Source organism: Chitinophaga qingshengii, from assembly GCF_014529935.1.
Classification (GTDB): domain Bacteria; phylum Bacteroidota; class Bacteroidia; order Chitinophagales; family Chitinophagaceae; genus Chitinophaga; species Chitinophaga qingshengii.
Map to the genome: position 1 here is coordinate 82704 of NZ_JACVFC010000003.1, position 24608 is coordinate 107311.

25 protein-coding genes are annotated in these 24608 nt (G+C 47.2%); 11 read left to right on the top strand and 14 right to left on the bottom strand.

The window, feature by feature from the left end:
- Positions 1-16: 16 nt before the first annotated feature.
- Both ICL07_RS20215 and ICL07_RS20220 read left to right on the top strand, forming a co-directional pair.
- Positions 17-523 carry a DUF3592 domain-containing protein gene (locus ICL07_RS20215; RefSeq protein WP_188089861.1) on the top strand — a complete coding sequence of 169 codons (507 nt, stop codon included), beginning with the start codon at positions 17-19 and terminating at the stop codon, positions 521-523.
- Between the two features lie 15 nt (positions 524-538).
- On the top strand, positions 539-949 hold the full coding sequence (locus tag ICL07_RS20220) for a DUF3592 domain-containing protein (protein ID WP_188089862.1): 411 nt from the start codon (positions 539-541) through the stop codon (positions 947-949).
- 11 nt (positions 950-960) lie between these two features.
- Here ICL07_RS20220 and ICL07_RS20225 read toward each other — a convergent pair whose 3' ends face one another.
- Positions 961-1728, bottom strand: coding sequence for a DUF6683 family protein (locus ICL07_RS20225; RefSeq protein ID WP_188089863.1), 768 nt, complete (start codon positions 1726-1728; stop codon positions 961-963).
- A 117-nt stretch (positions 1729-1845) separates the two neighbouring features.
- Between ICL07_RS20225 and ICL07_RS20230 the strand changes: the two genes are divergently transcribed.
- Positions 1846-2490: a hypothetical protein gene (locus tag ICL07_RS20230; protein WP_188089864.1), complete on the top strand. Its 645-nt coding sequence runs from the start codon at positions 1846-1848 to the stop codon at positions 2488-2490.
- Between the two features lie 46 nt (positions 2491-2536).
- Here ICL07_RS20230 and ICL07_RS20235 read toward each other — a convergent pair whose 3' ends face one another.
- The 3 genes from ICL07_RS20235 to ICL07_RS20245 all read right to left on the bottom strand — a co-directional run bounded on the left by ICL07_RS20235 (position 2537) and on the right by ICL07_RS20245 (position 5351).
- A complete protein-coding gene (locus ICL07_RS20235; RefSeq protein ID WP_188089865.1) occupies positions 2537-3559 on the bottom strand; it encodes a terpene synthase family protein in 1023 nt (340 codons plus the stop codon).
- A gap of 228 nt (positions 3560-3787) precedes the next feature.
- The gene (locus tag ICL07_RS20240) at positions 3788-4849 is read right to left on the bottom strand and encodes a WD40 repeat domain-containing protein (RefSeq protein WP_188089866.1); all 1062 of its coding nucleotides are present in this window, start codon (positions 4847-4849) and stop codon (positions 3788-3790) included.
- A gap of 43 nt (positions 4850-4892) precedes the next feature.
- Positions 4893-5351 carry a GreA/GreB family elongation factor gene (locus ICL07_RS20245; RefSeq protein ID WP_188089867.1) on the bottom strand — a complete coding sequence of 153 codons (459 nt, stop codon included), beginning with the start codon at positions 5349-5351 and terminating at the stop codon, positions 4893-4895.
- 78 nt (positions 5352-5429) lie between these two features.
- On the opposite strand from ICL07_RS20245, the gene ICL07_RS20250 reads away from it, so the two are divergent.
- Positions 5430-6347 carry an AraC family transcriptional regulator gene (locus tag ICL07_RS20250; RefSeq protein ID WP_188089868.1) on the top strand — a complete coding sequence of 306 codons (918 nt, stop codon included), beginning with the start codon at positions 5430-5432 and terminating at the stop codon, positions 6345-6347.
- A 58-nt stretch (positions 6348-6405) separates the two neighbouring features.
- Positions 6406-7809, top strand: coding sequence for an MBL fold metallo-hydrolase (locus ICL07_RS20255; RefSeq protein ID WP_188089869.1), 1404 nt, complete (start codon positions 6406-6408; stop codon positions 7807-7809).
- Positions 7810-7815: 6 nt separating this feature from the next.
- Here ICL07_RS20255 and ICL07_RS20260 read toward each other — a convergent pair whose 3' ends face one another.
- From ICL07_RS20260 to ICL07_RS20280, 5 genes are all read right to left on the bottom strand, one after another.
- A complete protein-coding gene (locus ICL07_RS20260; protein WP_188089870.1) occupies positions 7816-8133 on the bottom strand; it encodes a ribonuclease E inhibitor RraB in 318 nt (105 codons plus the stop codon).
- A 513-nt stretch (positions 8134-8646) separates the two neighbouring features.
- Positions 8647-9840 (bottom strand): winged helix-turn-helix domain-containing protein, encoded by a 1194-nt coding sequence (locus tag ICL07_RS20265; protein WP_188089871.1) that lies wholly within the window; start codon positions 9838-9840, stop codon positions 8647-8649.
- Positions 9841-9851: 11 nt separating this feature from the next.
- Positions 9852-10193, bottom strand: a complete 342-nt coding sequence (locus ICL07_RS20270; RefSeq protein ID WP_188089872.1) for a HopJ type III effector protein — start codon at positions 10191-10193, stop codon at positions 9852-9854.
- Between the two features lie 53 nt (positions 10194-10246).
- On the bottom strand, positions 10247-13372 hold the full coding sequence (locus ICL07_RS20275) for an AsmA family protein (protein WP_188089873.1): 3126 nt from the start codon (positions 13370-13372) through the stop codon (positions 10247-10249).
- Positions 13373-13598: 226 nt separating this feature from the next.
- The gene (locus tag ICL07_RS20280; protein ID WP_223152042.1) at positions 13599-13931 is read right to left on the bottom strand and encodes a DUF6597 domain-containing transcriptional factor; all 333 of its coding nucleotides are present in this window, start codon (positions 13929-13931) and stop codon (positions 13599-13601) included.
- A 149-nt stretch (positions 13932-14080) separates the two neighbouring features.
- Between ICL07_RS20280 and ICL07_RS20285 the strand changes: the two genes are divergently transcribed.
- From ICL07_RS20285 to ICL07_RS20295, 3 genes are all read left to right on the top strand, one after another.
- Entirely contained in the window at positions 14081-15820 is a 1740-nt protein-coding gene (locus ICL07_RS20285) for a tetratricopeptide repeat protein (protein ID WP_188089874.1), read from the top strand.
- Between the two features lie 33 nt (positions 15821-15853).
- Entirely contained in the window at positions 15854-16243 is a 390-nt protein-coding gene (locus ICL07_RS20290; RefSeq protein WP_188089875.1) for a hypothetical protein, read from the top strand.
- A gap of 322 nt (positions 16244-16565) precedes the next feature.
- Positions 16566-17969 (top strand): hypothetical protein, encoded by a 1404-nt coding sequence (locus ICL07_RS20295; protein WP_188089876.1) that lies wholly within the window; start codon positions 16566-16568, stop codon positions 17967-17969.
- A gap of 31 nt (positions 17970-18000) precedes the next feature.
- On the opposite strand, the gene ICL07_RS20300 is transcribed toward ICL07_RS20295, so the two are convergent.
- From ICL07_RS20300 to ICL07_RS20315, 4 genes are all read right to left on the bottom strand, one after another.
- Complete coding sequence (locus ICL07_RS20300) at positions 18001-18621, bottom strand: Imm19 family immunity protein (RefSeq protein ID WP_188089877.1); 621 nt, start codon at positions 18619-18621, stop codon at positions 18001-18003.
- 93 nt (positions 18622-18714) lie between these two features.
- On the bottom strand, positions 18715-19674 hold the full coding sequence (locus tag ICL07_RS20305) for a tryptophan 2,3-dioxygenase family protein (protein ID WP_188089878.1): 960 nt from the start codon (positions 19672-19674) through the stop codon (positions 18715-18717).
- 14 nt (positions 19675-19688) lie between these two features.
- A complete protein-coding gene (kynU, locus tag ICL07_RS20310) occupies positions 19689-20987 on the bottom strand; it encodes a kynureninase (protein WP_188089879.1) in 1299 nt (432 codons plus the stop codon).
- 292 nt (positions 20988-21279) lie between these two features.
- Positions 21280-21789: a VOC family protein gene (locus ICL07_RS20315; RefSeq protein WP_188089880.1), complete on the bottom strand. Its 510-nt coding sequence runs from the start codon at positions 21787-21789 to the stop codon at positions 21280-21282.
- Between the two features lie 144 nt (positions 21790-21933).
- On the opposite strand from ICL07_RS20315, the gene ICL07_RS20320 reads away from it, so the two are divergent.
- From ICL07_RS20320 to ICL07_RS20330, 3 genes are all read left to right on the top strand, one after another.
- The gene (locus ICL07_RS20320) at positions 21934-22836 is read left to right on the top strand and encodes a helix-turn-helix domain-containing protein (protein WP_188089881.1); all 903 of its coding nucleotides are present in this window, start codon (positions 21934-21936) and stop codon (positions 22834-22836) included.
- A gap of 88 nt (positions 22837-22924) precedes the next feature.
- The gene (locus tag ICL07_RS20325) at positions 22925-23731 is read left to right on the top strand and encodes an alpha/beta fold hydrolase (RefSeq protein WP_188089882.1); all 807 of its coding nucleotides are present in this window, start codon (positions 22925-22927) and stop codon (positions 23729-23731) included.
- Entirely contained in the window at positions 23712-23984 is a 273-nt protein-coding gene (locus tag ICL07_RS20330; protein WP_188089883.1) for a DUF1905 domain-containing protein, read from the top strand. Before ICL07_RS20325 ends, ICL07_RS20330 begins: the two co-directional genes overlap by 20 nt.
- A 7-nt stretch (positions 23985-23991) precedes the next feature.
- Here the strand turns inward: ICL07_RS20330 and ICL07_RS20335 are convergent, their stop codons facing one another.
- Positions 23992-24468 (bottom strand): hypothetical protein, encoded by a 477-nt coding sequence (locus ICL07_RS20335; RefSeq protein WP_188089884.1) that lies wholly within the window; start codon positions 24466-24468, stop codon positions 23992-23994.
- Positions 24469-24608 lie beyond the last annotated feature (140 nt).

The following is a 24608-nucleotide window of genomic DNA, read 5'->3' on the forward strand; positions in this document are numbered from 1 at the left end:
AAAAATAATTGTTATAATGACAAATAGTAATTTCTGCGAAAACTTCCTGTTCTTCCCGAAGGAATTGCCGCTTATTTATTATCTTAACCACTGTAATTCAAATGAACCTATGTGGTACAAGCTATATTTGTTAACCGGTCTTCTTTTAGTCGCAGTTTCATTATACAAACTCAGGCAATCCGTTGAATTCATTGGCAGCAGTGAGCGGGCACAGGGAACTGTCGTTTCGCTGGATGAAAGTGATGGCGCCTATGCGCCGGTTTTCAGCATCATGACCAATGAAAATGTTGAGCTGATATACCATCATGCGGCCTACAGCAGCCCATCGTCGTGGGATGTTGGAGAAAAGGCCACCTTTCTGTACGATCCGGCGAACCTGGACTCCGTCAGGATGATGGGATATTTCTGGCTTTTCAATTGGGCGATCATTTTGATGGCTATTGCCATTCCGCTGATAATTACCGGTGCAGGGTATTTGTTGCTTAGTCCCCTAACGGGCAAAGAAGGTAAAAAGTTCACCTGAAAAATACAGCTAAAGATGATCATATGTCTCATTTTTATAATCGTTGGCGGGTTGTTGTTGGCAAGTTCCTCTGCGATGCTGAGAAACGGACTTGCCTTCGTAAGACAAGGGGAGCGGGCGGTGGGTACCATTGTGGAACTCGTTGAAGAACGGGATGAAGATGGTACTTTCTATTTTCCCGTTTTCGATATTCCGGACAGCCGGTATCAAACGATCACCTATAAACATACGGTGGGTTCATCACGCGCCAGATGGCAGATGGGTGATACTGCTATGTTTATATTTGAGCCGGGCAAACCGGATACGGTAAAGTTACTCAGCTACCGTGGTATTTTTGGGTGGCCGCTGCTACTGTTGGCAGTGGCGGTGGACCTCCTGGTAGTGGGTGCCGGTTATTTCCTGTATCAGGGTTACTTTGGCTTCTAGCCGGGTTCCGCTTATTTTTTCACCCAACCGGCATCCGTAAGATGAACGGAGGATAAATCAATCTGTTGCTGTAATAACATGTCGTTTATTCCCTTTTGCAGGCGTTGCAGGTTCCTGGTATCGTGCCGCTGTGCCAATCCCTGGTAGGTTGTCATGGCAAACATAGCCACCAATACCATGTTACCGCTGACTTCCTGTTTTTGACGGTCGCTCATGCCATTCAAAAATGTACTGGCCGATAGTCCTGGTGCCAGCTGGTTGTAGCCAGCTATGATTTGTTTATCAGTTGCCGCTTTCCCATTTATGATTTGCCACATGAGCGTGTAATAGGTAACGGTAACGTCTACAATATTATTGATGTTTAAACCCAGATTGGTCAAACGCCGGCTGGCTTCCTGCTGCAACGCGCCTCCATTGACAATTTTGGCGATCTCATTTTTTTTATCAGGACTTGCCTTGGCTATCTGGGCAATGAACGTAGCGTTAACCTTTTGAGTCACTGCCGGATCGGGTGTAAAATTGCCGCTACGGATTTTAACGGGTACGGATGAAGGTTTTGCGGGAGGAAGTGCCGCGAATATATTAGCCTGCTTTCCCCTGTTATGCGTCCTGGATTCCAATTCCTCATTCACCACATCTTCTCTTAAAATATTCCCTACTACCACATTGCTTGTTTGAACAGCGCCCTGGTAGGCAGAAATATAAATGTCCTGCGCAGACAAGGAGGGAGAAATAAAGCCTGTGATTACAAACAATAAACACCGGATAGTGCGCTTCATAAAATAATTATTGGAGGTTTAAAAGCAGGGTTCATTCAACTTTGAGAAACATCCGACCGGAAAATTCACCTGATACTATTTTTTTGTAAATTTATAAAAGATTTAACCATATAAGTTATGAAACCTCAAATTATACTGTTGTTTAGTTTAACTACCTGTTTGCTGGCCTCCTGTAGTAAAAAAGATACTCCGGATACCCCTGCCAGAACTGAAAAGGTACTGTTTCAATCCGACTTCCGGAACCCCGCTCAGAAATGGTGGACCGGTAGCTCTGCACCAGATTCAATAGATGCCAGGATTCAAGATGGTTATTATGTGGTTACCAACCGCCGCAAGGTGCAGGCCCAGTGGATAACCATTGATTCTGTGTTTACAGGTATACAGGGTAATATGTCTGTAGAAATCAGCGCGGAAATCATAGGAGGGGGAAACGGCAATCTTACCGGACTGGCATGGGCTGATAATGGCATAACCGGTTCCTGCTTCGGCGTAGTACCTTACAATAGCTATTTTGTCGCCTGGAAAGACAATCGCGGCACGGCAGTTACGCTGTATAAGAACTATACTGTCAATGATGCTGTCAGTAAGAAGGTAAATCTGCTGAAACTGGTCATTCAGAACGGGGTGCTCCATTTTCTGGTAAATGGAGTAGAGGTATTTAATATGCCTTCAACAGGCCAGCAGTTTGACAGGTCTGGTTTTGTGGTGGGACCTAATACTACCGTAAACTTTTACTATTATAAAGCGATGCAGCTATTATAGCCACTCAAAACCCCACGCATAACGGGAGGTTTTGAGTAGCGTGTATTCACGCATCCATTTCCTGACTGGTATATTCTCCATCTACATACCCGCCGTTCACATAACGGGACACATCATTCGTGTGCCATGCGTACACACCGGCCACCATAATGCCCAGGTCCTGCACGTAGTTATACACCATGTCCTGCAGTTCGCCAAAGGGAGGCAAGTACTGGTGCAGCAGCATAAACTCATCCAGATAGTTATCATGAAGTTGGAGCGCCTCCATATAAGCTTCATGAATCGATATTTTGCGTTCGTGCTGTATTACTTTAACGAGGTTCATCGTATCCCCTTCTCTATGCAGTTCTTTGGGCAGGGAGATGAAGTCATTATGCATACCTATCAATAAGGAACAGAGGTCGTGAAGACGCAGTATATGCGGATGTTCAAGAACATCGTCCGGTAGTTCACGATAGTTTTTCTGCATCGCTGCGTACTTGCAATATGGAAGTCCGCCGCTGCTATGCAGTCTGATAATCAGGTAAATGGAGAGTGGCGGGGGCATATTGGCCCGGTAATAGGTCCGTTCTTCCGTATAGCCAACGAAAACGTTATGTATAGCAGCAATGTATTTTTCATATAGTCTTTGAGGCATGGCACATTTAATCGCATCCTGGCGCAATATCCAGAACTGGTGAAATATACCGTTGTCAGTGGGTTCAATATATTCTTCCCCGGTTAAAATACTCCTGATACGAGCCGTTATATGATACATTTCATTACGTGAACAACGGTCGAAATAATCATCCATCATAGCGCCATTGGCGGTATAGTTGGCCAGTGGGCGTAATTCCGCCAGTGTGCTTAAGAAGGGGCATCCACGGGCAGCAATATCCGCGAGGTTATGCTGTTTGTGCTTTTCGCGTGCCGCTTTACTATGAAAAGTATATTCCCTGTCTATCCAATCATAGTATTCTTTCCGCTGTTGCTGGTAATGAGGATGAATGAAATCCGGAAACGGATACCTGGGTTTGGGCAGATGTTGCAGCCCGGCATAGAATGCTTCGTCCGGTAGGAGTGGAGACATGGTAGTGATTTTTAATAGTTATTGTTGAGGGTTGAGTTAACGCAGCTAACGCGATCATTATGAGCTATCGTTGCATGGTTATTAAAAATAGAATTTTATTAAGAATATGGCAAGAAGACTAAAGAAAAAATTAGGCAGGGAGGATGTGTTCGCTTGTTTTAAAAAAGAAGCCCCCAAAAAGTTTTTCACCTTTTGGGGGCATTTTTATATTTCAGATGAAATCTATTCTCAGCCTACCGGCAGCCCATAACTCCTCAACTGTCCATCATTGGTCGTCAGCAGCAACTTATCATGCACGATCATCACATTGATAATATTACTGCTATAATCGTAGATATAATCCGGGTTGGTAGTAGGATTACCATCCAGGTCATACGCTGTAAATTCAATACCCTCGGGCATGACTTCCGCCTTGCAACGTAAGTCTTTTCTATCCAGCAGCAATAACCGGCCAAACTGGGACACTACCAGGATGTTATTGTCATCGATAAAGAAGACGCTGTAGTTGATATTATCCGGCTCTGCGGCAGGAAAATCTTTACTACCGTCGAAAATGGCGGCCTGATCTTGCTCGGCTACTTTAGCAATTTCCGGGAAGGAGTATATTTCCAATGGCTCGTCGTAATGGGGAGCCATGACGAACGCATTTCCGGAGGGCGCGAAGTTGCCCATGATCATATCATCACATTGGGATAGGTTAGTGATCACGATAGCGCCGTTGTTCCACTGCAGCTGCGTCAGCAGGCTTGTTTCCTGGCCTGCGGCGGCTTCCAGGAGGAGGGTGTTGTTGTCCGGCGTAGCATGAAACGCATAGGTGTATTGATGGCTTTCATGCAGCGGGTGGGTAGCGATGACGTCAAAAGTCGTGATATCCATCACTTGCAGCTCGTCGCTGGTATTTTCGTCGCCGGGCAGTACATACCAGATGGTTTTGTTATCCCTGGAGAAATAGCAGGCGGCGCCCAGGAACCAACCCCAGGAACCATGTTGGATGGTATGTAATACGGTCGTGCCGTCTGCGTTGAGGATACGTATATCGTTCATGCCGGCGACGGCAATCATTGCGCCATCAGGGGAGGCAGACAACTTACTGCTCACATAGTTCGTGTTCTGTCCCTGCATGATTTTTTCCCATACAATTTCAAGATCGGCATTCAGCCTGGTAATCAGCGGCTGACTGGCAAAGTTCATCAGGACCTCTCCATGCGGCAACGGTACTACGTTTACCGGGTTGGCGGTGAAGGTCAGTTTGCGTTGTAATGGCAGGTTTATATGCGGAAATTGACTCATGTTTTTCGTTTAAATCGTCGCAAAGGTAAGGCAGAAACAACTTTCAATAAACATCTATGATCTTATTTTTCCCTTTGAACTCGAACTCGTCCCCGGCTTTTTTTCGCATGAGCTGCTGTGCCAGCGGTGATATGGGCGAAAGGAAGATAATCGTTTCTCCATCGATTACTTGTTTACCAAGACCAGCACCAATGAAGAAGTTAGCGGTGGTGGACCGTATAAAGGCGCCCGCAGCGGGTACCTGGTAAACGGACTGAACGTTAACCGAACGAAGGGCCTGCAACTCCTGCTGGTGGGCCAGCAATTGCCGTGCATGCATATCTTTTTCCATGTGGCTCATGGCTCTGGCGGTCTCATATTTATCGCCGACGGAACTTTTACTTTCGCTGTTGGCCGCCGCCTGCGCTTCGTTCATGGCCTGTTGGGTGATGGCAATGCGTTGCAGGATGACCTGTTCGCAGTATTGTTTCAATAGAAGCTTGTGGGCAACCCTTTTATCCATATATAATACTTATAGCTCAAAATTAATGGAACGTTGGTATAAAAACGCTATTTTGTACAGCCTAAAATAGCATACCATATGTACCTCACCGCGCTTCCTGACCATACGCAACCAGGCTTTGACGAACAGGCGCATTTCGACAATTTCAGCCGGCATAATATCATCTTCAATGCGGCGGTGAATAAAAGCCACTGTGAAAAACATGTAGGTTGCCTTTCGCTCAAAACGGTGCGAAACGGGGAGGAGTGGTACATCGTAAACCGTATACCCCTGGCAGTGAGGCCACAGCGTTTTTTGATATTGAATGACGACCAGCCTTATGCCAGTAGTATTGACACCCTGGAGCGCGTGAAAAGCCTGTCTGTTTTTTTCCGGAGAGATTTTGCCGCTGCTGTTTTTTATGATATGCTGCACAGCGAAGGGCATCTGCTGGATAATCCTATGGCTACCGGCCCCGTACCCGGGTTCCATCAAACATTGCATGCGATGGATACCGGCTTGCAGCAGCAATTGGATGAGCTCGTAAATAATCTGGATACCCATGGCTATACGAAAAATCGTGCTGATGAACACCTGGTACGGCTGCTCCAGGGATTAATCTTTCATCAGCGTAAGGATTCAGGCTATGCGCGTTTAGTCAGGGCCGTTAAGCCCGGTACCCAACAGGAGATCTATAAACGGATCTGTACGGTACGGGATATACTGCATTCCACCTTTGCGGAAAACCTGGAACTGGAGCAACTGGGGCGCATGGCGGCTTTGTCTGTGCCGCAACTGATACGGCAGTTCAGGGCGGTGTTTCGTTGTACGCCGCACCAGTACCTGACCCGTATCCGGCTGGAACATGCGCAGCAGTTGCTGAAGAACAGCCACCATCCGGTACAGGACATCACCTGGATGTGCGGATTTGAAAATGCCAGCGCTTTTGGCCGTTTATTCAAACAATGGCAACAGCTGTCTCCTTTCGCTTACCGGAAATGGTGCCGCCAAAATTGAGCATTTCTGCATAGTATACGCAATGCCCCTGGTCTACCTTCGCAGCAAAAAGAAAGGTATGTACCGTTTGCTGCTACTGTTTTCCGTCGTTTCCCTGTTGTTGCCCCGTGTGGCCGGTTGTCAGTCGGCCGACAGTCTTCTGCGCAAAGCTATGGCCGCCAATGGCCACTGGGAAACTATCCGGGCTTTTGACTATGCCACTCATCGTACCAGTTATAACCGCTGGCAGGGATACAGCTTCGACTGCGTACAGCCGGAACAGGATGAGTACGAAGTATACGTTGACCTGGAGCATCGCCGGCACTGGCATCATACGCTGGCTCACTATGCCGGTGGGTACGTTTTTAATACGGTGCGCATCAACCGGGATGCCGGTTACTATGTGTATGATCTCGGGCTATGGCGTACCGGAAAGGCGCTGCTGAAGGTGCCGGGAGATCTGGGAGAGGCGAATAGGCGTATCATCTTAAGCAGTTTTCCCTATTTTATTTTGAAAGAAATGCTGGACAGTGGAGATTCCCTTCAGGTACAAACCTCTCACAGCGAAATAGTTGTCCGCAGGATAACGGGCACGGGTACACAGGAATTACGTTTCCATCCTAAGACCTTGCTGCTGGCCAGTAATAAGGTCATTACCGGTAGCGCTGTCAAAGAACAATACTTCGACGCCTATACGCATGTCGGGGCCTTGTATAGCCTGCCCGGAAAGATGGTTCAGAAGCAAAATGGAGAGGATGTTCTCTCCGATCAGCTGGTCCGCTTCCTGCCCCTGGCTGCCGCCGATACTACCCGTTTTAGTCTCCCGGCAGGCTATACGCTGCAAATGGATACCACGCCGCCACTCCGCGCCCGCGCCATTGCAAAAGACGTATACCTCGTGGAAAAGGTAGATGGGGACCGGAATGTACTGTTTATTAATATGGATGATCAGGTATTGCTGACGGAAGCGCCGGTATCCGGCCGTGTTACGCGGGGTATCATCGAGCTAATTCATCGAACCCTGCCAGGGAAACCAATCGGGTATGTGCACCTTTCACATTTTCATAACGATCATATTGGCGGTATAGGAGAACTGGTAAAGGAAGGGGCGGCGGTGATCTGTACCCCCTCTATGGAAAAACCGGTGCGGGAAATGACCGGGGGATTGGCTCCGGAATTCAGCTTTTTCAACGGGCATAAAATCCTGGAGGATGCCCATCACCGGATCGAATTTTTTGAAGTGCCGAACAGTCATGCACAGGGATTGTCTTTTTTATATCTGCCGGCAGAAAAGCTCATCTACGAAGGCGATCTGTTATCTATGCCGGAAGATGCGGTGGTGACGCCGGCTTTCAAGGTATCGCAGGAATTTTATGAATACATCCATCAGCATAACATTGCCTATAAGCAGATTATCGGGCATCATGGACTGACGATAATTACACCGGCGCTTTTCCGGCAGGCGATTGACGCTGGGCGGTAGTAGTATTTAAACTTCCGCTTCCCAGCCGTCAAATTCCACCCGAAGGGATGTACACAAGGTACTAACGGTAGTGATGATGTCTACCATGCTGCTTTTGCTGAAAAGGGTATGATATTCAATATCGAGGAGAAATTCGCCTTCGTCTTCATACAAATCATCCTCTACAAAACCCAGGTTGGTGAGCTTGTTTTGTAATGCTTCCAACTTGTCTTCGTCTTCGGAGAAAAAATAAAATAATAAAACCAGTTCATCGCCTGTGTTTTTCCCTTTTTTGAGGAGTGTGTTGATGATGCTGTCGATATTTTCAAGGTGTTCTGTTATCATCCGGTTTATTTATGTTATTCAGGCGGAAATTTATGATGAAAAATTACATTTTATCTCTTTTTTTCTTTCTAATATTATCCTGTCTTTAGATCCTGTACTTAATACACCGGGATCATTTGAATATAGATTGTATAATAACGCTTTAAATGAAGTTCCCTTAGGAGGAACGCTTGTTGATAAATCACAGTTAAAGAAAGATACAAAGTCACCTAATGTTGCATACGAAAAGTCAACGTTGTGAAGACATGTGGTAGGGGCGGGGTTGGAATCATATATACCATTAAAGGTCGTGTCTTCCAATTTGCCTGAAAATTTACAATCGCTGAATGTACTGCCGTCTAAATTTACTTTTTTTGAATTTGGTTTGGGCAAAAGTATAGCCTGTAAACGTAGTGGAATTAAATTCTTTCCCTTTAAAATCACATTTTTCGAACAGGCAGTTTTAGTAAGTTCCTTTGTGGCTACCGAAAGTGGTATTTGACAAATGTGACTGACAGAGGAATGCAGTACGGCTCAAAAGGCATCTTTCACCGCTTTCATCAACTGCTTATGATTGGATTTTTTAATGACTACTTCCCGGCACTGATTGAATTGGGCGAATATTTTAATGGCATCCACAATTTTATGGATCATAGGAGCTGTGAGCGTCACCGGCTCTGCATGAAGATTATGGATAGTAAGGGTACGGCGTTTCCGGTCTGCTTTGGCGTCCATCCTGGCAACGAAAGTGTCGCCCAGTAATACCGGCAGGGAGAAGTAACCGTATTTCCGTTTCGGCTGGGGAACAAAACATTCTATCTGGTAGTCGAAATCGAAGAAATCCTTTAACCGGTGCCGGAGCACATTTAAAATATCAAAGGGAGAGAGCACAACGGCATCCTCACGCAGGGTTATTTTTTTGGTTTTATAGCCGGGCAACATATAAAGGGGCGCTGTCTTTAACCCTTCTATGCTAACGGTGCAAATTTCACCCGCTGCCGCCATCTTTTCCAGTTCTGTTTTTACCAGGTGTCCCTTTGCATAGTGGGCGCGCCAGGCAATGTCTTTGGCATAGGCAACACCGAGCGACTGTAAAGAACGGTGTATCACATGTCGCGCAAATTCTTCGGGGGTAGGCGGCGTGGTATCAATATCACCCGGAACCAGATTGATGGGGAGATCGTATACTTTCTGGAAATTTTTCTGACGGGTACACATCAGGCTGCCATCGAGGAACAGCCTTTCCAGCGCGAGTTTGGCCGGCCTCCAGTCCCACCAGCCCGAGCTGGCCACGGGACGGTCGTTTTCAAAATCCTTCACCATTAAAGGACCTTCACGGTCAATCCTGTCCAGCACTTTTTTCATCAGCGTAACTTCCTGCGGCGTCAGTGGTTTTCTGCGGGATAAAAAACCTTCTTTAACGGGCAGGGAGAAACGAAATTCATGCATAGGGATATATCCTGTGCCATAGGTGAAAAATTCGAAGATACTGCCGTCAGCCTGCAGCTCATCGATCCATTCGGGTTTATAGTCCGGTACACGCGCGGCGATGGTGTGGTGATGCGCGCGTTCTACCACATAGTTGGTATCTATCTGTACAAAACCCAGGTGGTCAATGAGTTTATAAACAGCCTCGATCCCCTTCCCAAACTGCGCGGGCTGGGCCAGTCCGGCTGCATGAAGGATGATTTTCCTGGCTTGTGACGGGGTGAGCGTATGCTGTTTCATGAAGTTGTTATTTATTTCCGGGTCAGTGCCTGACCTTCAAATACCACGCCTGGCCAGCCATGCGCCATAAACTGCCGGATGTTCTGGTGGTCGGTACCAACGGGAGTTTGTAACACGGACTGATAGTGTTCTGCAAATAAATAAAGGGTATCTTCTTTGGAAAGCTGGTGTAACTGCGCAAAAGCAAAAACTTTGGCACTGCCCTGGTTCTGGGTGGCTTCGTTATAGGCATCTCCGTTTTTGAAGGCAGTCGGCTGATGATGATATTGGCTTTCTATCCGTTCAATCACTTCTTTAAACGGGATGGCGTTGTCTTTCAGTTTTTCCATCCATGCTGTTAATGATCCGTTCATGCTGTGTAATTTACTTTCAAAAAATAGAAATTTAGCCGGTAGTTCGCAATAGCTTATTCGTCTGTATCGGCGGTTTCTTCGAGCTGATCTTTATCACTGCCCTTGCGTAATTGTACTTTCGGATTGCTCTGCGTGCCGGTAACGTTAAAGGGTATACCGAAAATTCCGAACGGCGGCAGTCCCAGGCGGCCTTTCAGGTTTAGTTTACCGTCCATGCTCACCTGTCCTTCAAAGCGGGGACGAAACCCGGCTACACGCAGTTTGGTGCGTTCTATGGTGATAATATTATTGTTGATACTGGATTTAATATCCACTTTGGAAACATCCGGATCTTTGATATCTGATTTGCCGGTGGACTGGCTCACGGCATTCATCAGTTTAAAACCTTTCAGTTTGATTTTTTTGACAGACAATACACCGCCACCTTTCAGGGAAGGGTAGATGGGATTCATGTTGCCGTCCAGTTTACCGCTGAGACGATAGTCCAGTCCTACGATACCGCTGGCGCTGGCTGCGGAACTGGCGATGTCATGAAAGATTTTGATTTCATTATAGGCACGGCGGATATCAAATTCTTTGGCGGTAATGTGATAGTCAAAGGAGGCCCGCTTTGGCTGAATACAAGCGTAGGTGGCATCCATTTCCACGGGAGCGCCGATGATATTAAAACCGGTTTTGTTCAGGGCTACTTTACCGCTGTCCAGTACCAGCTGGCCATGGAAGCTGTCGATGTTCATGCCTTTGAAGCGGATTCTGTCTGCCGCGGCGTTGAGTGTCAGCGCCAGGTTGGAGGGCAGCATAATCACTCCGGAAGGCGCAGTACCGGAAGGCGCGGTGGCAGCGGGACTGCTGTTGGTCATCAGCTCATCTGCCAGTATATAATTGCTTTTAAAATCGAAGTTGCCGTGCAGGGTTTGATTTTTTTGGGTGAGATAACCGATCACATTACTTAAAAAGCCGTTCATGGTAAGCTTCGACTTTCCATAGGTAGCGATAAAGGTATCAAACCACATCTTGTCCTGATCGAACCGGAATATACCGTTGTTGATATAAAAGGGGAGCGGGAACATGTTTGCTTTCAGCACGATGTCTTTCACGGTCAGGGTACCCTTGTTATTTAATTTGCCATAGCGTCCGGCGACGGCATCAGCCTGCGTACCGCTGAGCGCCAGGTTGGTTTTGATAAACCCTTTCAGGTCGTATCCCTGAAGGGCGAATACCTGATAGATAGCGCCCAGGTTGATGGTACCGTTGGAAGTGATGTTGTACCGCAGGTTGTCAAAATTACGCAGGTCTGCTTTCAGCAGGAAGGGCTGTCCTTCAAACTCAAAGGCGATCGGTTTTACGTCCACGTTCATAGAGCTGAGGGTGCCGCTGGTATTGGTAATGGTGGCATCCACATTGATTTTCTGAATGGGCTTAGGGTAGTATTTGGTTTGCAGGGAACCATCGTTCATAGTGAGTTTGGCGGTGGTGACGGGGAACAACCGTTTAGCCGGAACATAACTGCCTTTGGTATTGATGTCTATATGTAAGATGCCGGCAACATCCAGGCTATCCAGGGGATAGAACTGTTTAATATCGCTCAGTTGCAGTATGGAGGCGAGTTGCGCGTCTATCACGGGCGCTTCGGCATTACTGAAGCGGAGATACCCTTTGATATAATTGCTGAGCAGGTTGGCGTTGATATCATTGATGTTAAAGTGCGTGTGTGCGAGCTGGTTATCCGGACAGTTGGCTGTTACGTGGAAGCTGATATTTTTAAGTCCTTCCGGCAGCGCGGCCAGCTTGAAGTAGCCATCGCGGAAATTGGCCTGCAGGTCGAAGGATGGGATACTGCTGATGACGGTATCCGGGCGTTGTTTGGGACCGCGGTTGATGATGCTGGTAGCATAGGTCCCATCTGCCAGCGCGTGTGCTTGCAGTCGGCCTTTCAGGTCGAAGGACTGCCAGCCCATTGCTTTGCTCCATTTTTCCAGGTCCAGGTCTGTGTTTAGTTTGAGATGGATATCCGGTGTTTTCAGTCCTTTAACCCGTATCACGGAGCTGAAGTAATCTTTATCAATATTAAAGAAGATAGAATCTACATTGACGTACAGGCTGTCGGTATTGAGTTGCGCCAGCCTGGACTGGAAATTGAGAAACAAATTTTTAATGGGCGCCGGTGCTTTGGGATTGCTGATCACACCGTTGCGTACCTGCATATTAAAGGCCAGGTCGGGCATGGTATTGGTTTCGGCGATATACTCGCCTGTTAAGCTGGCGTTCACGTCTGCGGTACCGTCAATATTGGTATGCTGCATCCAGGCGGAATACTCCGGTGGCAGGGCGCCGAAAATGGCGTGCAGGGAGGATTCCATAGAACTCAGCCGGAAGTCCATCTTATAGCCATTCTTCATGAAGGCGAAAGCGCCTTTCAGTCTGACCGGCAGTTCATTTATCTTCAGGTCATTTCTTTCAAAAACAAAATCGAGGGAGTTGGTATTAATTTTTGTGATCAGTTCCCCCGCGAGTTTTTTGGAAAGGATATACGAAGTATGGTTGTAGGTGAAATCCAGTGACCCGATGTCAATTTTGGAGTAGAGATCAAAAACTGCTTTGGCCAGATCGCCTTTGCCGGTATAATTTACCTCTTTAGCCTGTACATACATGGGGAGCGATTGATCATCGTAGATCAGGTGACAATGCTCGATTTGTATGCGTTCTATTTTCATGGAAGCGCTGCCGCTATCCGGTTTGTCGGATGGATTAGCGGGAGCGGCTTTGTATACGTTATAGTTGGGGTGACCGCTGGAATCCACCATGATATGGATCTTCCCTTTGGTCAGGTATATCTCGTCAATGGTGATAGCGTTGGAGAATACGCTTTGCAGGTTTACGCCCAGGGCTACTTCGCTGCCGGCAACCAGGGTATCCTGGCTGAAGGGCGCGCCGCCTTTCAGGCTTACATCGTATAGTGTGAGTGTGAGGGCAGGGAAGTGGTTAAAAAAGGATAACCGGGCCCGGGAAAAATTCAGTTCACCGGTGATACTGCTGTTGGCCCAGGTCTTTATTTTGCTGGATACCGCATCGGGAAACAGCAGGGGTAACAGAAATAATAACCCGAGAATAGCGGCCAGAGATATGGAGGTAATTTTTAATGTTTTTAATGCGACTTTTTTAATGAAGGCATTACGCATAGAAATCCGTGTATATATTAAAGCAACACCGGCCTATGCCCTGTAATACAGGAGGCATAGGCCAGACAGTTTTTACTATGATTACGCGGCGAAGGTAGTTCTTTTTTCAGCTGACGGGTTGAACCGGCGGGATTTTTTGGGAAAACGGATCAATGGGCGGAATGCAGCCCTGATTTATTGCCTTCTGTATCGATAAACAGGGCGAAGTATCCCATTTCGGGGCTGATCATTGTTTTGGTACGATGACTTGTCCGCCTTGTTGTTGTACCCGGTCCAGCATAGGTTGCAGGTCGTTGCCCGCGTTGTTGACGTATCCGGCGGGTTGAATATAAAAAGGGGCAGTGGTTTGTCCGAGCACCATGGCGCGGGGTTGCAGTATAAAATCTGTTTCCGTGGTAAACCGTTTAATATCATCTCCGAGAATGAATGCCATTTCGATGCAGCCGTCCGGGACAATCCGCTGTTTTTCAGCTGGCATGTCTGCCGGTACTTCCAATGTCCAGTAACATTTTATCAGCGATGTGAGGGCTGCCTGTGGCGGAAATGTTTGATAGTTCATGGAGGAGAAGCCATTTGTATACAGAACAAAATTATAAAAATAATTTACCATAGATATTGTACATTAGTATAGGCTAATTTTTCACGCTATACCTATTTTCTGCCAGTAATGCGGAGCTTATGATACCATCACCACTAAATAAGCTGCCGATGAAATCAATCTATCTGACGGGTGTTTCTCTCTTACTCCTTGTTGCGTGCCATAACAGCACGAAAACAAAGGAGACACAGGCAACCGGTAAAAAAGCACCGGATATAGCCTGCTATGCTTCCAGGATAACAGACAAAGCCTGGTATACCTCCGGTAAAAAGGCGCCCAGGCTGGAAGGCCTGAAGGGAATCGATTTTCCGGTTTCTACCAACAGCCCGGAAGCGCAGGCATATTTTAACCAGGGAATGATGTTGTTGTATGGGTTTAACCATGCAGAGGCGGCCCGGTCTTTTTACGAAGCCACGCGGTTGGATACTACCTGTGCCATGGCCTATTGGGGATATGCCTATGTACTGGGACCTAATTACAACGGCGGTATGGAAGAAGATAATTTTCAGCGGGCCTATGAGGCTGGTGTGAAGGCGAAGTTATTATCCGCCTCCTGTACGCCTAAAGAAAAGGCGCTGATCCTCGCATTGGGTTCGCGTTATGCCCTGCCGGCGCCGTCGGATCGAAAGCCGCTGGATATAGCCTATGCGGCTGCTATGAAGAAGGTGTATAACCAGTATCCGACCGATCCAGATATCGGCGCTTTATATGCGGAGTCTATGATGAATCTCCATCCGTGGGACCTGTATGAGAAGAGCACCCGTAAGCCTCGCGCGTGGACACCGGAGCTGCTGGCAGTGCTGGAACACCTGATGAGCATTAATCCCCTGCATCCCGGCGCGCATCATTTTTATATTCATGCCGTGGAAGCATCCGCTACGCCGGAAAAAGCGTTGGCGAGTGCCCGTTTACTGGATACACTGGTGCCCGGATCGGGGCACCTGGTGCACATGCCTTCGCATATTTACATCAATACAGGCGATTATCATGCAGGCACGCTGTCCAATATACATGCGGTGGACGTGGACAGTAGTTATGCCACTGCCTGCCATGCACAGGGAGTATATCCGCTGGCCTATTATCCGCATAACTACCATTTCCTGGCGGCCCTGGCCACGCTGGAAGGTAATTCGGCCCTGGCCTGGAAAGCGGCTAAAAAACTACAGGAACATTCGGCGGGGGATATCATGCGTTTGCCCGCCTGGGGTACCCTGCAGCACTATTATACCATTCCGTATTACGTAGCGGTGAAGTTTGGCATGTGGGATACTATCCTGTCGCTTCCCGCGCCGGAGGAGGACCTGGTGTATCCGCGGGCCATATGGCGGTATGCGCGCGGCATGGCATTTTTAGGAAAAAACAGAACGGCTGACGCGCAAAAGGAGTTCGATAGCCTGGATTCCCTGTCGGCAGATACATCGCTGCCACACCTGACGATATGGGACATCAATACCACTGCCGATCTGGTGCAGATAGCCGTGAAAGTATTAAAGGCACAGGCAGCGGCTACCCGTCAACAGCGGGATACGGCCATCGCATTACTGCAACAGGCGGTCACCATCGAAGATAACCTGAACTACAACGAACCGCCGGATTGGTTTTTCTCTGTCAGGCATTACCTGGGCGCTGTTCTCCTGGATGCCGGGAAATTCAGGGAAGCGGAATCCGTTTACCGCCAGGATTTACAAACCTGGAAAAAGAACGGCTGGGCGCTGATAGGGCTGTACCATTCGCTTCAATCTCAGCAAAAAAAAGCAGAAGCACAAAAAACACGGACGGCCTTCGACGAAGCATGGAAATTTGCCGACGTGGACCTGGTATCGTCAGCGCGTATACGAAACAAAAACTAAGTACGCATCTTACAAAAAAACGTATATTCACTCATGAGTATACGTTTTTTTTGTTACCTGTTGTTACCATTTTTTGTAGCCTGTAAATCATCCAGTACTGTGACTGCTACCCATCTGCCTGTACCTGATACCGCTACTATCAGCAATGCCTATCCGCTTGTAACAGCGGCGGTGAGTATATCACCGGACAGCGGAACCCTTTACCGGCTTGGCCTCGCGCCCTACGCTTCCTATTTTAAATTCGACCGGAGTGTAAAAAACGGGGACCTGTTCTATAAGGCCATAGAGGAAAGTATAAAGAAATTTACACCTCTTAAGTTTTATGTATTGAATAATGGGACCGGACAGGTGGTGGCTGTAACTGATCCCTCCGCAGACGAGGTAGAAAAGTTTAACAAGACCTGGACGAAGGAAAAAAAATAAATTAACATTCCTAATCCGCTAATCGGGTAAGGGCATTCGTGTGCCTTTACCCGATTAGTATTTACAATAGTGATGTAACATCCCGGCTTGTTGGAACTTACAGATGGAGATTGGTTGTTGTTTCCCCGGCATCGCTGGTTAAAATACCTATTAGTAGGTATTGGCTGCCATGTATGAAAATGTAAATTTGCCCGGACAAATTTATCATGCCCCGAACAAAACCACGATGGTTTGTGTTGTGTTGTTTTCGATTTTTATTCAACCAGAAAATCAATACTGTTCACTCAAATATCTATCATCTGTAACTTCAACCCTCAAACTTATGAAGAGATCTCTATGCTGTTTGTTTTGTTTATTTTTTTTAGTTCCTGCGAGCGGTTTTGCGCAATCGCTTATTGACACCACTAAGGATTCTACGCCGCTTTCTGATTCTGCCTTTGCAAGGATGATGAAAAGGATGTATAGCTATACTATCCAGGGAAGTGAAGCGCCGACATCGGGGTTTAAAATTCAGTTTGCGGAACCTGCTGCAACGCTTACGGGTACTATAATTTCTAACGACTACCTTATAATCACTGGCGAATTGACAGGTGGCTCAAAAAACAACTTATCTGAAGTTTTTTCCGGCCATAAGTTAAGTGGGTATTTTAAAACTGCAATAGGAGTTAATCTCTTAAAGCGATCGTTTAGTGGCTCCTACAAATTGAAAAATCCTGATTTATTTGCTCCTACAAAATATCTCATAAAGCAGAATTACCGACTAATAGGACTAAAGGGTGATACTTTGAAAGCATTGAAGAAGGTGTTCTCGGCGGCTTATAGTAAGCAGACGGCTCCTGATACGTTGTGGTGCTATGTTGGAAAGTATTTAAGCCTACCAGTAGATTCGCTAAATGAAATAAAAATAGAAGGAAATAAAAGAGATAGCCTTAACTGGTTTACAGGTGCATTAAATGATAGTAATAGAATAAAAACAATCGATCTGGAAGCGATGTTGGCAGACTATAAAAGGTTGGATGAAGAAGTTATGCCTGATGTTGCAAAGGATTATGAGATTGACCTTTTTAGGGACATCTGGGCGCGAAGAAAAATCTGGTGGTTCAATATCTCGCCGTTTATTTCGAATTCCGCCTTTTCCATGTATAACGTGATGAAAGGTCAGTTGGGTGACACCACTTCACTTTCTTATGGAATTACTCTCTCTGTTAACTTATTTGTAAAGAAAAAAGGAAGTGCCAGGTTTCGTTATTGGAAAGGAGGGGTAGAGTTTAAGCGGGTCAATAACCTTGATGAGCTGCAAAAAAGCGAATTTAGGGAGGCTCCTGTTGGGAAAGATGCAAACGGAACAGAGGAGCTAAAAAACAGCTCGCCGGTAAGCGCCTATAAGGGAGCATTGGTTCATGGCTTCGGATGGGCTGTGTTTGGGGAAGGTTATTGGGCGTGGGCAAAGACTTCTTTTGTCCCAGGTATCTATGTGAAGCCTCAGTTTAGCCATAGCGATACCTGGCTCAATACTTCCCGGTTATCCCTCGATTTAGGACTGTTATGGAACGTGAAAAACTCCGGCGATGAGGATAGTAAAAACTTATTGTCTATTGTACCTTACGTTTCCTGGTCCAATTTCCTTACTGATTATAAAGATGCGACTAAAGCAGAGCGCAATACCCTGTCTGATTTGTTCTCCATTAATATAAAATTCGGTATTCCCATCAACATCGGAAAGTAACGGATACGGGTACCCATTGGGTACCCGTATCTTAATCTTTTAAAGCAGCATTGAGCGTGATCACATCCGCTTTATACCGCGGATATTGTTCGATATTTCTTACACTATGATGCTGATCGTTGACAATGCCTGCATCCTGCTGTTGGAAGAAATGCCCGTTCATCATAAGACCGTTCACAATACATTCAGCAATATACTCCGCTTCTTTTTCAAATGCAGGCATGTTCCTCAACTGATCCGCTATCCGTTGTTGGGCGCTATCCCTTTGGGGTGGCTCAATTCCTGTCATGGGCAACAATAATAGGAAAAGCTCGTAGTGCTTTTCGAAAGCCAGTAATTCTTCCCAGGTCAAAAACCAGGCTTCAAAATGTCCGCCCAGATTGCCGATGTATATATCATTCAAAAAAAATACAATTTCATTTTCCCTGAATTCGATATGAAAGGATATTTTTTCGCTTAGCGTACCTGCTATAAATCTGTTTTCTTCCCTGTAGAAATTTTCTTTCCAGGAGGATAACTCGTCCTGATCGAGTCCGATTACGTCCAGTGCTTCGTCGATGTTAATCTCATTTTTATCGTCGTAGCCCTGAAAGTAACTGATGTAGTGATGCCAAAAGAAGGCGTTGTTTTTAATATCGGCAAGCGTAGGCATGATACGTTTGGGTTAGTGTGGGCAACAAAATAGGAAAAATACGGCATCCGGTAAAAATATAGTTGATTATGTGCTACCGGATGCCGGCTAACGTTAAGTCCTATACGATTTTAATACATTCATCACCCAGGACTTGCCCCATTGTTCTATCTGCTCTGCTGTCCACAGGTAAGGGTAAAAAATCCTTTTCTGGAACCGCGGCGGCAGGTACTTCTGCCAATTGGTGCCTCCGGTAGCGGCGATGTCCACCGGATCACGCTCCAGGTAACGCACGGCGGATTTATAATGCGACAGCGGCCATTCCACATTCACAAACAGGTCCAGCTTTTTCAGTTCTTCTGTCACTGCACTGAGGTCTTCGCCGGTTTGTTGCAGTTTTTGATACAGCCGGGAGAAGTTACTATCGATATTGTCCTGCGCCAGTTGCAGCAGCTGAGTGGCGTATTTCGCATAGAACTGTTGCAGCGTAAGGGTTTGTTTGCCGCTGGATAATTCAGATGCGCCGTATTTCCAATAGATATATTCAAACTGTTCCGGCAGGGAGGCCTGTTTGAGCTCTTCACGTTTGGTAGGGGTGACCAGGTTGGCCATTTCCGTAGAGAAGATCTCGATCATCCGGTATTGTCCTGACTGAAAACCGCTGGCTGGTAACAGCGACATCCGGAATTTCAGGAACTGCTCCTTGTCCATACCATCCACCATGATATCGAAGGAAGATACCAGCGCGGTAAAGTAGGCGTTGATACGTTTAAGTCTGGAGGCGAAGAAGTCGGCTGTAAGTGCTGTATGGGCGCTGATCTGCCGGCATTCATGCAGCGTCAGTTTGAAATAGAGTTCTGTGATCTGGTGGTACATGATGAAGATTTCTTCATCAGGGTAGGAGGTCCTGGGATGCTGAAGGCTCAACAGCGTATCCAGGTGGATATAGTCCCAGTAGGTCAGGTAATCCGCATGCAACAGGCCATCGAGATAGGCATTGATATCCTGTCCCATGACGGCGTATTTCTCCTGCAACCTGGACAGCTTATCTTTAATTTCGGTGGTAATTTCCATTTTTTAGAACGATGTTATTGTTTTGGTGTAAGGAGCGTAGTGCTGATTTCCCGGAGGCGCGCCGCCGTATGGAAAACATCTTCAAAGCTGTTGTATAGTGGCACCGGGCTAAGGCGGATGACATTGGGTTCGCGCCAGTCGCCCAGCACATTGTGGGCGACCAGTGCCTGGAAAATTTCTTTGGCTTTGTGTTGTGCAATAATAGATAGCTGTGCGCCCCTGGCTGATTCGGATACCGGCGTGATGATTTTGTATTGTTCGAAGCCCAGGTCTTTATTGATGGCTTCGATGAGGAACTGCAGGTAGGCGGTAAGTGCCTGGCTTTTCTGTCGCAGCGGCGCCATAAAACCGGCTTTCTCAAATATTTTCAGGGAAGCGTGATAGAGTGACATCGGTATTACCTGGGTGCAGCTTACCTGCCAGCCATCGGCGCCTGCTTCGGGAATGAAGCCTTTTTGCATCCTGAATCGTGTCTGTTCCTGGTAACCCCACCAGCCGGCGAAGCGGTCGAGTGAGGTGTCGGGGAAATGTTTTTCATGTACGAAGATGCCGCTAATACCACCCGGACCGGCATTCTGGTATTTGTAGGAACACCAGCAGGCAAAGTCCACGCCCCAGTTATGTAATTCCAGGGGTACGTTACCGGCGGCATGGGCCAGGTCAAATCCAACGATAGCGCCGGCAGCGTGACCCGCCTTCGTAATGGCCGGCATATCAAAGAACTGGCCGGTGAAATAGTTGATGCCACCAAAAAGTACCAGGGCCACTTCGCCGTCGTGCCGGGTGATAGTAGCCAGTATGTCTTCGGTCCTGAGGGTATCTTCCCCGCTGCGCGGCGCCACTTCTATGATGGCCGTTTTAGGATCATAACCATGAAACCTTACCTGGCTCTCCACGGCGTATTGATCTGAAGGGAAAGCGCCCGCTTCCATGATGATTTTAAACCTGGTGGCGGTAGGGCGGTAGAAACTAACCATCAGCAGGTGCAGGTTGACCGTCAGGGTATTCATCGGGCATACTTCTGCGGCGCTGGCGCCCACGATGGCAGCCATCAGTCCTTTTAGTTCCTTGTGATAAAACATCCAGGGTGTTTTCCCTTCAAACCATCCCTCCACAGCCAGGTGTGCCCAGTTGTTGAGTTGTTCGTCCATGTACTGGCGTGCCGATTTGGGTTGCAGGCCCAGGGAGTTGCCGCACATGTAGATAACGGGTGCTCCGTGTTGGCTGGGCAACAGAAATTCATCGCGCAGCGGATGCAAAGGATCTTGCTGATCCAGGCTTTGTGCAAAAGCCAGGTTGTTCTCAAAAAACATATTTATCAGTATGTATGTTTATGGCTGGAAATGCCTACAGACGCTTACGCCGAAGGATGCCAAAAAAGTGTAATGAAAGAAATTGTGTATGACACAGCATTGCTGCCGGCAGGAGGAGCCTGCTAGGATGGGCGGTTGATTATATTTTTATAAATATCTACCATCAGATGTAAGGAGCAACAAAACAAATATAATTTACTTATACTTCCAAATATTTTTTATGAAGATGGCAATGCCTGTGAAAGAACATTTTCCTTTCGCAGGTAAGATATAAACGAGGATGAATAAACGATTACCGGGCCTTCGTCATATGTTCAATAGCCTTCCATCCTTCCGGTGTGATGCCCATGATTTCGGTGACCACGCCCAGTGTCTGACAGGTATCGAAGAAGGCCATCCGGGCAATAGGGTGGTCTACTTCGCTGATAACGGCATAACCTTGTTCGCGCAGCTCCCGCGTAATTTGTTCAAAGCCGCTGACCGGCAGGCGGAAAGCCAGGTGCTGTGTACCGCCGGCAGGATACTTCGCCAGGTAGTCATGAAACATACTTTCACCGGAAAGCGGTTGTACGAGTTCAATGAAAGTGCCGCCGTTATAAGTCTGTGTCGTCAGCCATTCAGCGGGCGCCACCTTGCCATAGTAGGTCATGTCGAGGTCTTGCGCGCGAACATGCTCCGGTGGCGGAAAGCCCGCGATGCCCAGGGCGCCGGAGAGGAAGGCCACGGCGGCGTGGATATCGGGAACCACCCAGCCAATTTGGGCCAGTTCCAATCCAGCGATGGTTTTGTTGATATCACTCATCTTCGTTTGCTTTTCAACAAAGCTAACCCGGATATGCTACTTTAGAAGGGGGCGTTTACGTCAATTAACAGGCAGTTTGCGGCAGCAGAGCGCTATTTTATACTTATTTCCCTATCTTCAGCGTCAGCCTTTAATTCGAGCAACATGGACCCATCCAGAAACGCCATTCCTTTTTACGACGATATCAATGCATTCTTTGCCAGTACACCGTTTCCACATCGGACAAACAACCCGGACCTGTTTTGTTTCCGGTCGGACAAACGTGCGCATGCGGAGGAGTTTTATAAGCCTCCCTTCAGAAGGTCGTTTTATTTTATGGCGTTGATGAATAATGTGGGCGATTCCGGTATTGTGTATGACAACAGTAACGCTATGCGTATGAACAGTTCACTGGTATTTCAGGCGCCGGGTCTGCTTTCCAGCTTTCATCGCAATACCAGGTCATCGGGGTATCTGATCTATTTTAAGCTACCCTGCTTTTCTTTTTTCAGGCCGGATTTTGAACAACAGTTCCCTTTTTTTGATGTACAGCAAACGCATTTTTATGAACTGTCGCAGCAACAATATAATGAGTTGGCTCCGGCGTTTGAAGATATTTTTACGGCTTACGAAAATGCGGACGACAAAAAACATACTGTTGCCAGTTTGAAGATACTGGCGGTGCTATACCAGATAAAAGCGTTCGTGCAGTTGTCGCAGCAGCAGGACCGTATCACCAAACCGGAGTCGGTTTTACTGAAACAATTTATGCAGCTGGTCAATGATAATTATATAGAAAAAAGAACGGTGAATGAGTATGCAGACATGCTGGCCGTTACGCCCAAATATCTCTCAGAATATATAAAAAACGCCACCGGTAAAAATGCCCTGGCTTTAATTCACCAGCGGATAGTAGCGGAAGCGAAGTCACTGGTGCTGCATACAGACCTGGATATTGCCGAAATATGCTACCAGCTTAATTTCTCAGACCCGGCCAACTTTAATAAGTTCTTCAAAAAAAATGTTGGCGCCACGCCACTGGAGTTCAGAAATAACCACAACGGATAAATATACCATTCGAAACGGTTTTTGAACCAAAGGCGGGGCAGATAGCCGGTTTATCTTTGTGAGGAAGTTTAAAACAAAACAAATCACGATGAAAACAACCTACTCAAAAGACGGCACCAAACTGGCCTACAATGTAACCGGCAAAGGTCCGGCCCTGATCTTTATTACCGGCGCTACCTGCTACCGGCAGTTTAAACCGGTGTTGTATGATGCCTCCGTTTTCTCCACAGCGTTTACCGTATACAGTTATGACCGCCGGGGAAGGGGCGATAGTGGTAATACACTGCCTTACGCCGTAGAGCGGGAGATAGAAGATATTGAAGCGATGATTGACGCGGCAGGAGGCCAGGCCTATTTATATGGCCATTCTTCCGGCGCTATTCTGGCGCTGAGTGCCGCGCTGGCGTTGGGAGACAAAGTCAGCAAACTGGTGATGTACGATGCTGCCTATTCGCCTGATGAAGTGTATAAAGAAGAATTTGCAGGCTTTAGCCAGGGATTGTATCAATTATTGGAAGAAGGTAAAAACCAGGAGGCTATTACCAGTTTCCTGGAAGGCATTGGTATTCCGCAGGAAGCATTTGCTGAATTTTACCCCGACTGGCAAACGATGGTAGACCTGGCGCCTACGCTGGCCTATGACACTACACTGGCTTGTACCCTGGTGCCGGCAGCAGCGGCAGCAACCCTTACAACACCCACACAAATCATTGTCGGCGAAAAAAGCCCGGCATCCATGGCGGTAGTCGCGCAACAGTTAAAAGCGGCTATACCACATGCGGTTTGCACAGTCGCTAAAGGCCAGGACCATATGGCAGCTCCGGAAGTGGTGTTGCCTGTTCTTACCGCATTTCTTCAACCTCAAACGGAACACCATGGCACAAAAAACAATTAAGATCCAGACAAAACTGGTATCCGATCCGGGTAAAGGCTCCTGGACCTACATCGTTTGGGATGGTGTGGCAGCGGCTTTCGGTTCCCGGAAAGCGGTCAAGGTCCGCGGTAGCATCGACGGTCACCAAATAGAAAATGCATTTTTACCCCTGAAAGATGGAACCCACCTCATGGGCGTAAATGCCAAAGTACGTAAGGTTATTGGCAAAGAAGCAGGGGATGAAGTGCGTGTAGAAATCTATGGGAAGCTTTGACAGCGGACTATTTAAAAGAAGAAGATATCTTCCCTAAAATATCATCGAACCGCTTTTGCTGATCTACCGGATACCTGATCCGCAGATGGTACTGTACCCCGTTTTTGATAATTGTTTTGTTGTAGAAGATAAATTCAATACCATCCGTCAAATGGCCACTCATGACATACCATCCGGGTTTGATGGTTTTATAAACGGTACGCGGGTACGATTTGATGTCCTGCTCATAGTTGGACTGTAATTCAGCCTGCGTGCCGTTACCCCACATTTCAACGCTAACGCCTATATCACGGTCCATATCGGTAGGATACCACTGTAGGGTGCCACCGGCTACCAATAAGCCTTCCTTAAAATAATCGGGTAACTGAAGCGTAAAGCCGTTGGCATGGTTATGGGTTTTCCAGGCGGTTTGGCTTTTGCCGGAAAGGCCGGCAAGGCAAAGCATGGCGGTCAACAACAGGACTAATGAATGTTTGATATACATCGGTATGGCGAACAAAGTTTTAGATGATGGCCGCAAAGATACTACTTTCCTATGTGTAAGTGTATCTACGTAGTCGGCAAATTCCCTGTTTCTACGCTTATTCCCTTCCTTTTCCCTGTTTACTTTTGTGGGGTAATTAA

What these genes read in the sequence shown, in the direction of transcription:
- ICL07_RS20285 (WP_188089874.1), top strand. Translation starts at nt 14,081, where the DNA reads ATGAAATCAATCTATCTGACGGGTGTTTCTCTCTTACTCCTTGTTGCG.
- ICL07_RS20330 (WP_188089883.1), top strand. Translation starts at nt 23,712, where the DNA reads ATGGCACAAAAAACAATTAAGATCCAGACAAAACTGGTATCCGATCCG.
- ICL07_RS20225 (WP_188089863.1), bottom strand. Translation starts at nt 1,728, where the DNA reads ATGAAGCGCACTATCCGGTGTTTATTGTTTGTAATCACAGGCTTTATT.
- ICL07_RS20220 (WP_188089862.1), top strand. Translation starts at nt 539, where the DNA reads ATGATCATATGTCTCATTTTTATAATCGTTGGCGGGTTGTTGTTGGCA.
- ICL07_RS20300 (WP_188089877.1), bottom strand. Translation starts at nt 18,621, where the DNA reads ATGCCTACGCTTGCCGATATTAAAAACAACGCCTTCTTTTGGCATCAC.
- ICL07_RS20235 (WP_188089865.1), bottom strand. Translation starts at nt 3,559, where the DNA reads ATGTCTCCACTCCTACCGGACGAAGCATTCTATGCCGGGCTGCAACAT.
- ICL07_RS20280 (WP_223152042.1), bottom strand. Translation starts at nt 13,931, where the DNA reads ATGAACTATCAAACATTTCCGCCACAGGCAGCCCTCACATCGCTGATA.
- ICL07_RS20270 (WP_188089872.1), bottom strand. Translation starts at nt 10,193, where the DNA reads ATGAACGGATCATTAACAGCATGGATGGAAAAACTGAAAGACAACGCC.
- ICL07_RS20215 (WP_188089861.1), top strand. Translation starts at nt 17, where the DNA reads ATGACAAATAGTAATTTCTGCGAAAACTTCCTGTTCTTCCCGAAGGAA.
- ICL07_RS20335 (WP_188089884.1), bottom strand. Translation starts at nt 24,468, where the DNA reads ATGTATATCAAACATTCATTAGTCCTGTTGTTGACCGCCATGCTTTGC.
- ICL07_RS20325 (WP_188089882.1), top strand. Translation starts at nt 22,925, where the DNA reads ATGAAAACAACCTACTCAAAAGACGGCACCAAACTGGCCTACAATGTA.
- ICL07_RS20255 (WP_188089869.1), top strand. Translation starts at nt 6,406, where the DNA reads ATGTACCGTTTGCTGCTACTGTTTTCCGTCGTTTCCCTGTTGTTGCCC.
- ICL07_RS20260 (WP_188089870.1), bottom strand. Translation starts at nt 8,133, where the DNA reads ATGATAACAGAACACCTTGAAAATATCGACAGCATCATCAACACACTC.
- ICL07_RS20315 (WP_188089880.1), bottom strand. Translation starts at nt 21,789, where the DNA reads ATGAGTGATATCAACAAAACCATCGCTGGATTGGAACTGGCCCAAATT.
- ICL07_RS20245 (WP_188089867.1), bottom strand. Translation starts at nt 5,351, where the DNA reads ATGGATAAAAGGGTTGCCCACAAGCTTCTATTGAAACAATACTGCGAA.
- ICL07_RS20290 (WP_188089875.1), top strand. Translation starts at nt 15,854, where the DNA reads ATGAGTATACGTTTTTTTTGTTACCTGTTGTTACCATTTTTTGTAGCC.
- ICL07_RS20320 (WP_188089881.1), top strand. Translation starts at nt 21,934, where the DNA reads ATGGACCCATCCAGAAACGCCATTCCTTTTTACGACGATATCAATGCA.
- ICL07_RS20250 (WP_188089868.1), top strand. Translation starts at nt 5,430, where the DNA reads ATGTACCTCACCGCGCTTCCTGACCATACGCAACCAGGCTTTGACGAA.
- ICL07_RS20230 (WP_188089864.1), top strand. Translation starts at nt 1,846, where the DNA reads ATGAAACCTCAAATTATACTGTTGTTTAGTTTAACTACCTGTTTGCTG.
- ICL07_RS20275 (WP_188089873.1), bottom strand. Translation starts at nt 13,372, where the DNA reads ATGCGTAATGCCTTCATTAAAAAAGTCGCATTAAAAACATTAAAAATT.
- kynU (WP_188089879.1), bottom strand. Translation starts at nt 20,987, where the DNA reads ATGTTTTTTGAGAACAACCTGGCTTTTGCACAAAGCCTGGATCAGCAA.
- ICL07_RS20240 (WP_188089866.1), bottom strand. Translation starts at nt 4,849, where the DNA reads ATGAGTCAATTTCCGCATATAAACCTGCCATTACAACGCAAACTGACC.
- ICL07_RS20265 (WP_188089871.1), bottom strand. Translation starts at nt 9,840, where the DNA reads ATGAAACAGCATACGCTCACCCCGTCACAAGCCAGGAAAATCATCCTT.
- ICL07_RS20305 (WP_188089878.1), bottom strand. Translation starts at nt 19,674, where the DNA reads ATGGAAATTACCACCGAAATTAAAGATAAGCTGTCCAGGTTGCAGGAG.
- ICL07_RS20295 (WP_188089876.1), top strand. Translation starts at nt 16,566, where the DNA reads ATGAAGAGATCTCTATGCTGTTTGTTTTGTTTATTTTTTTTAGTTCCT.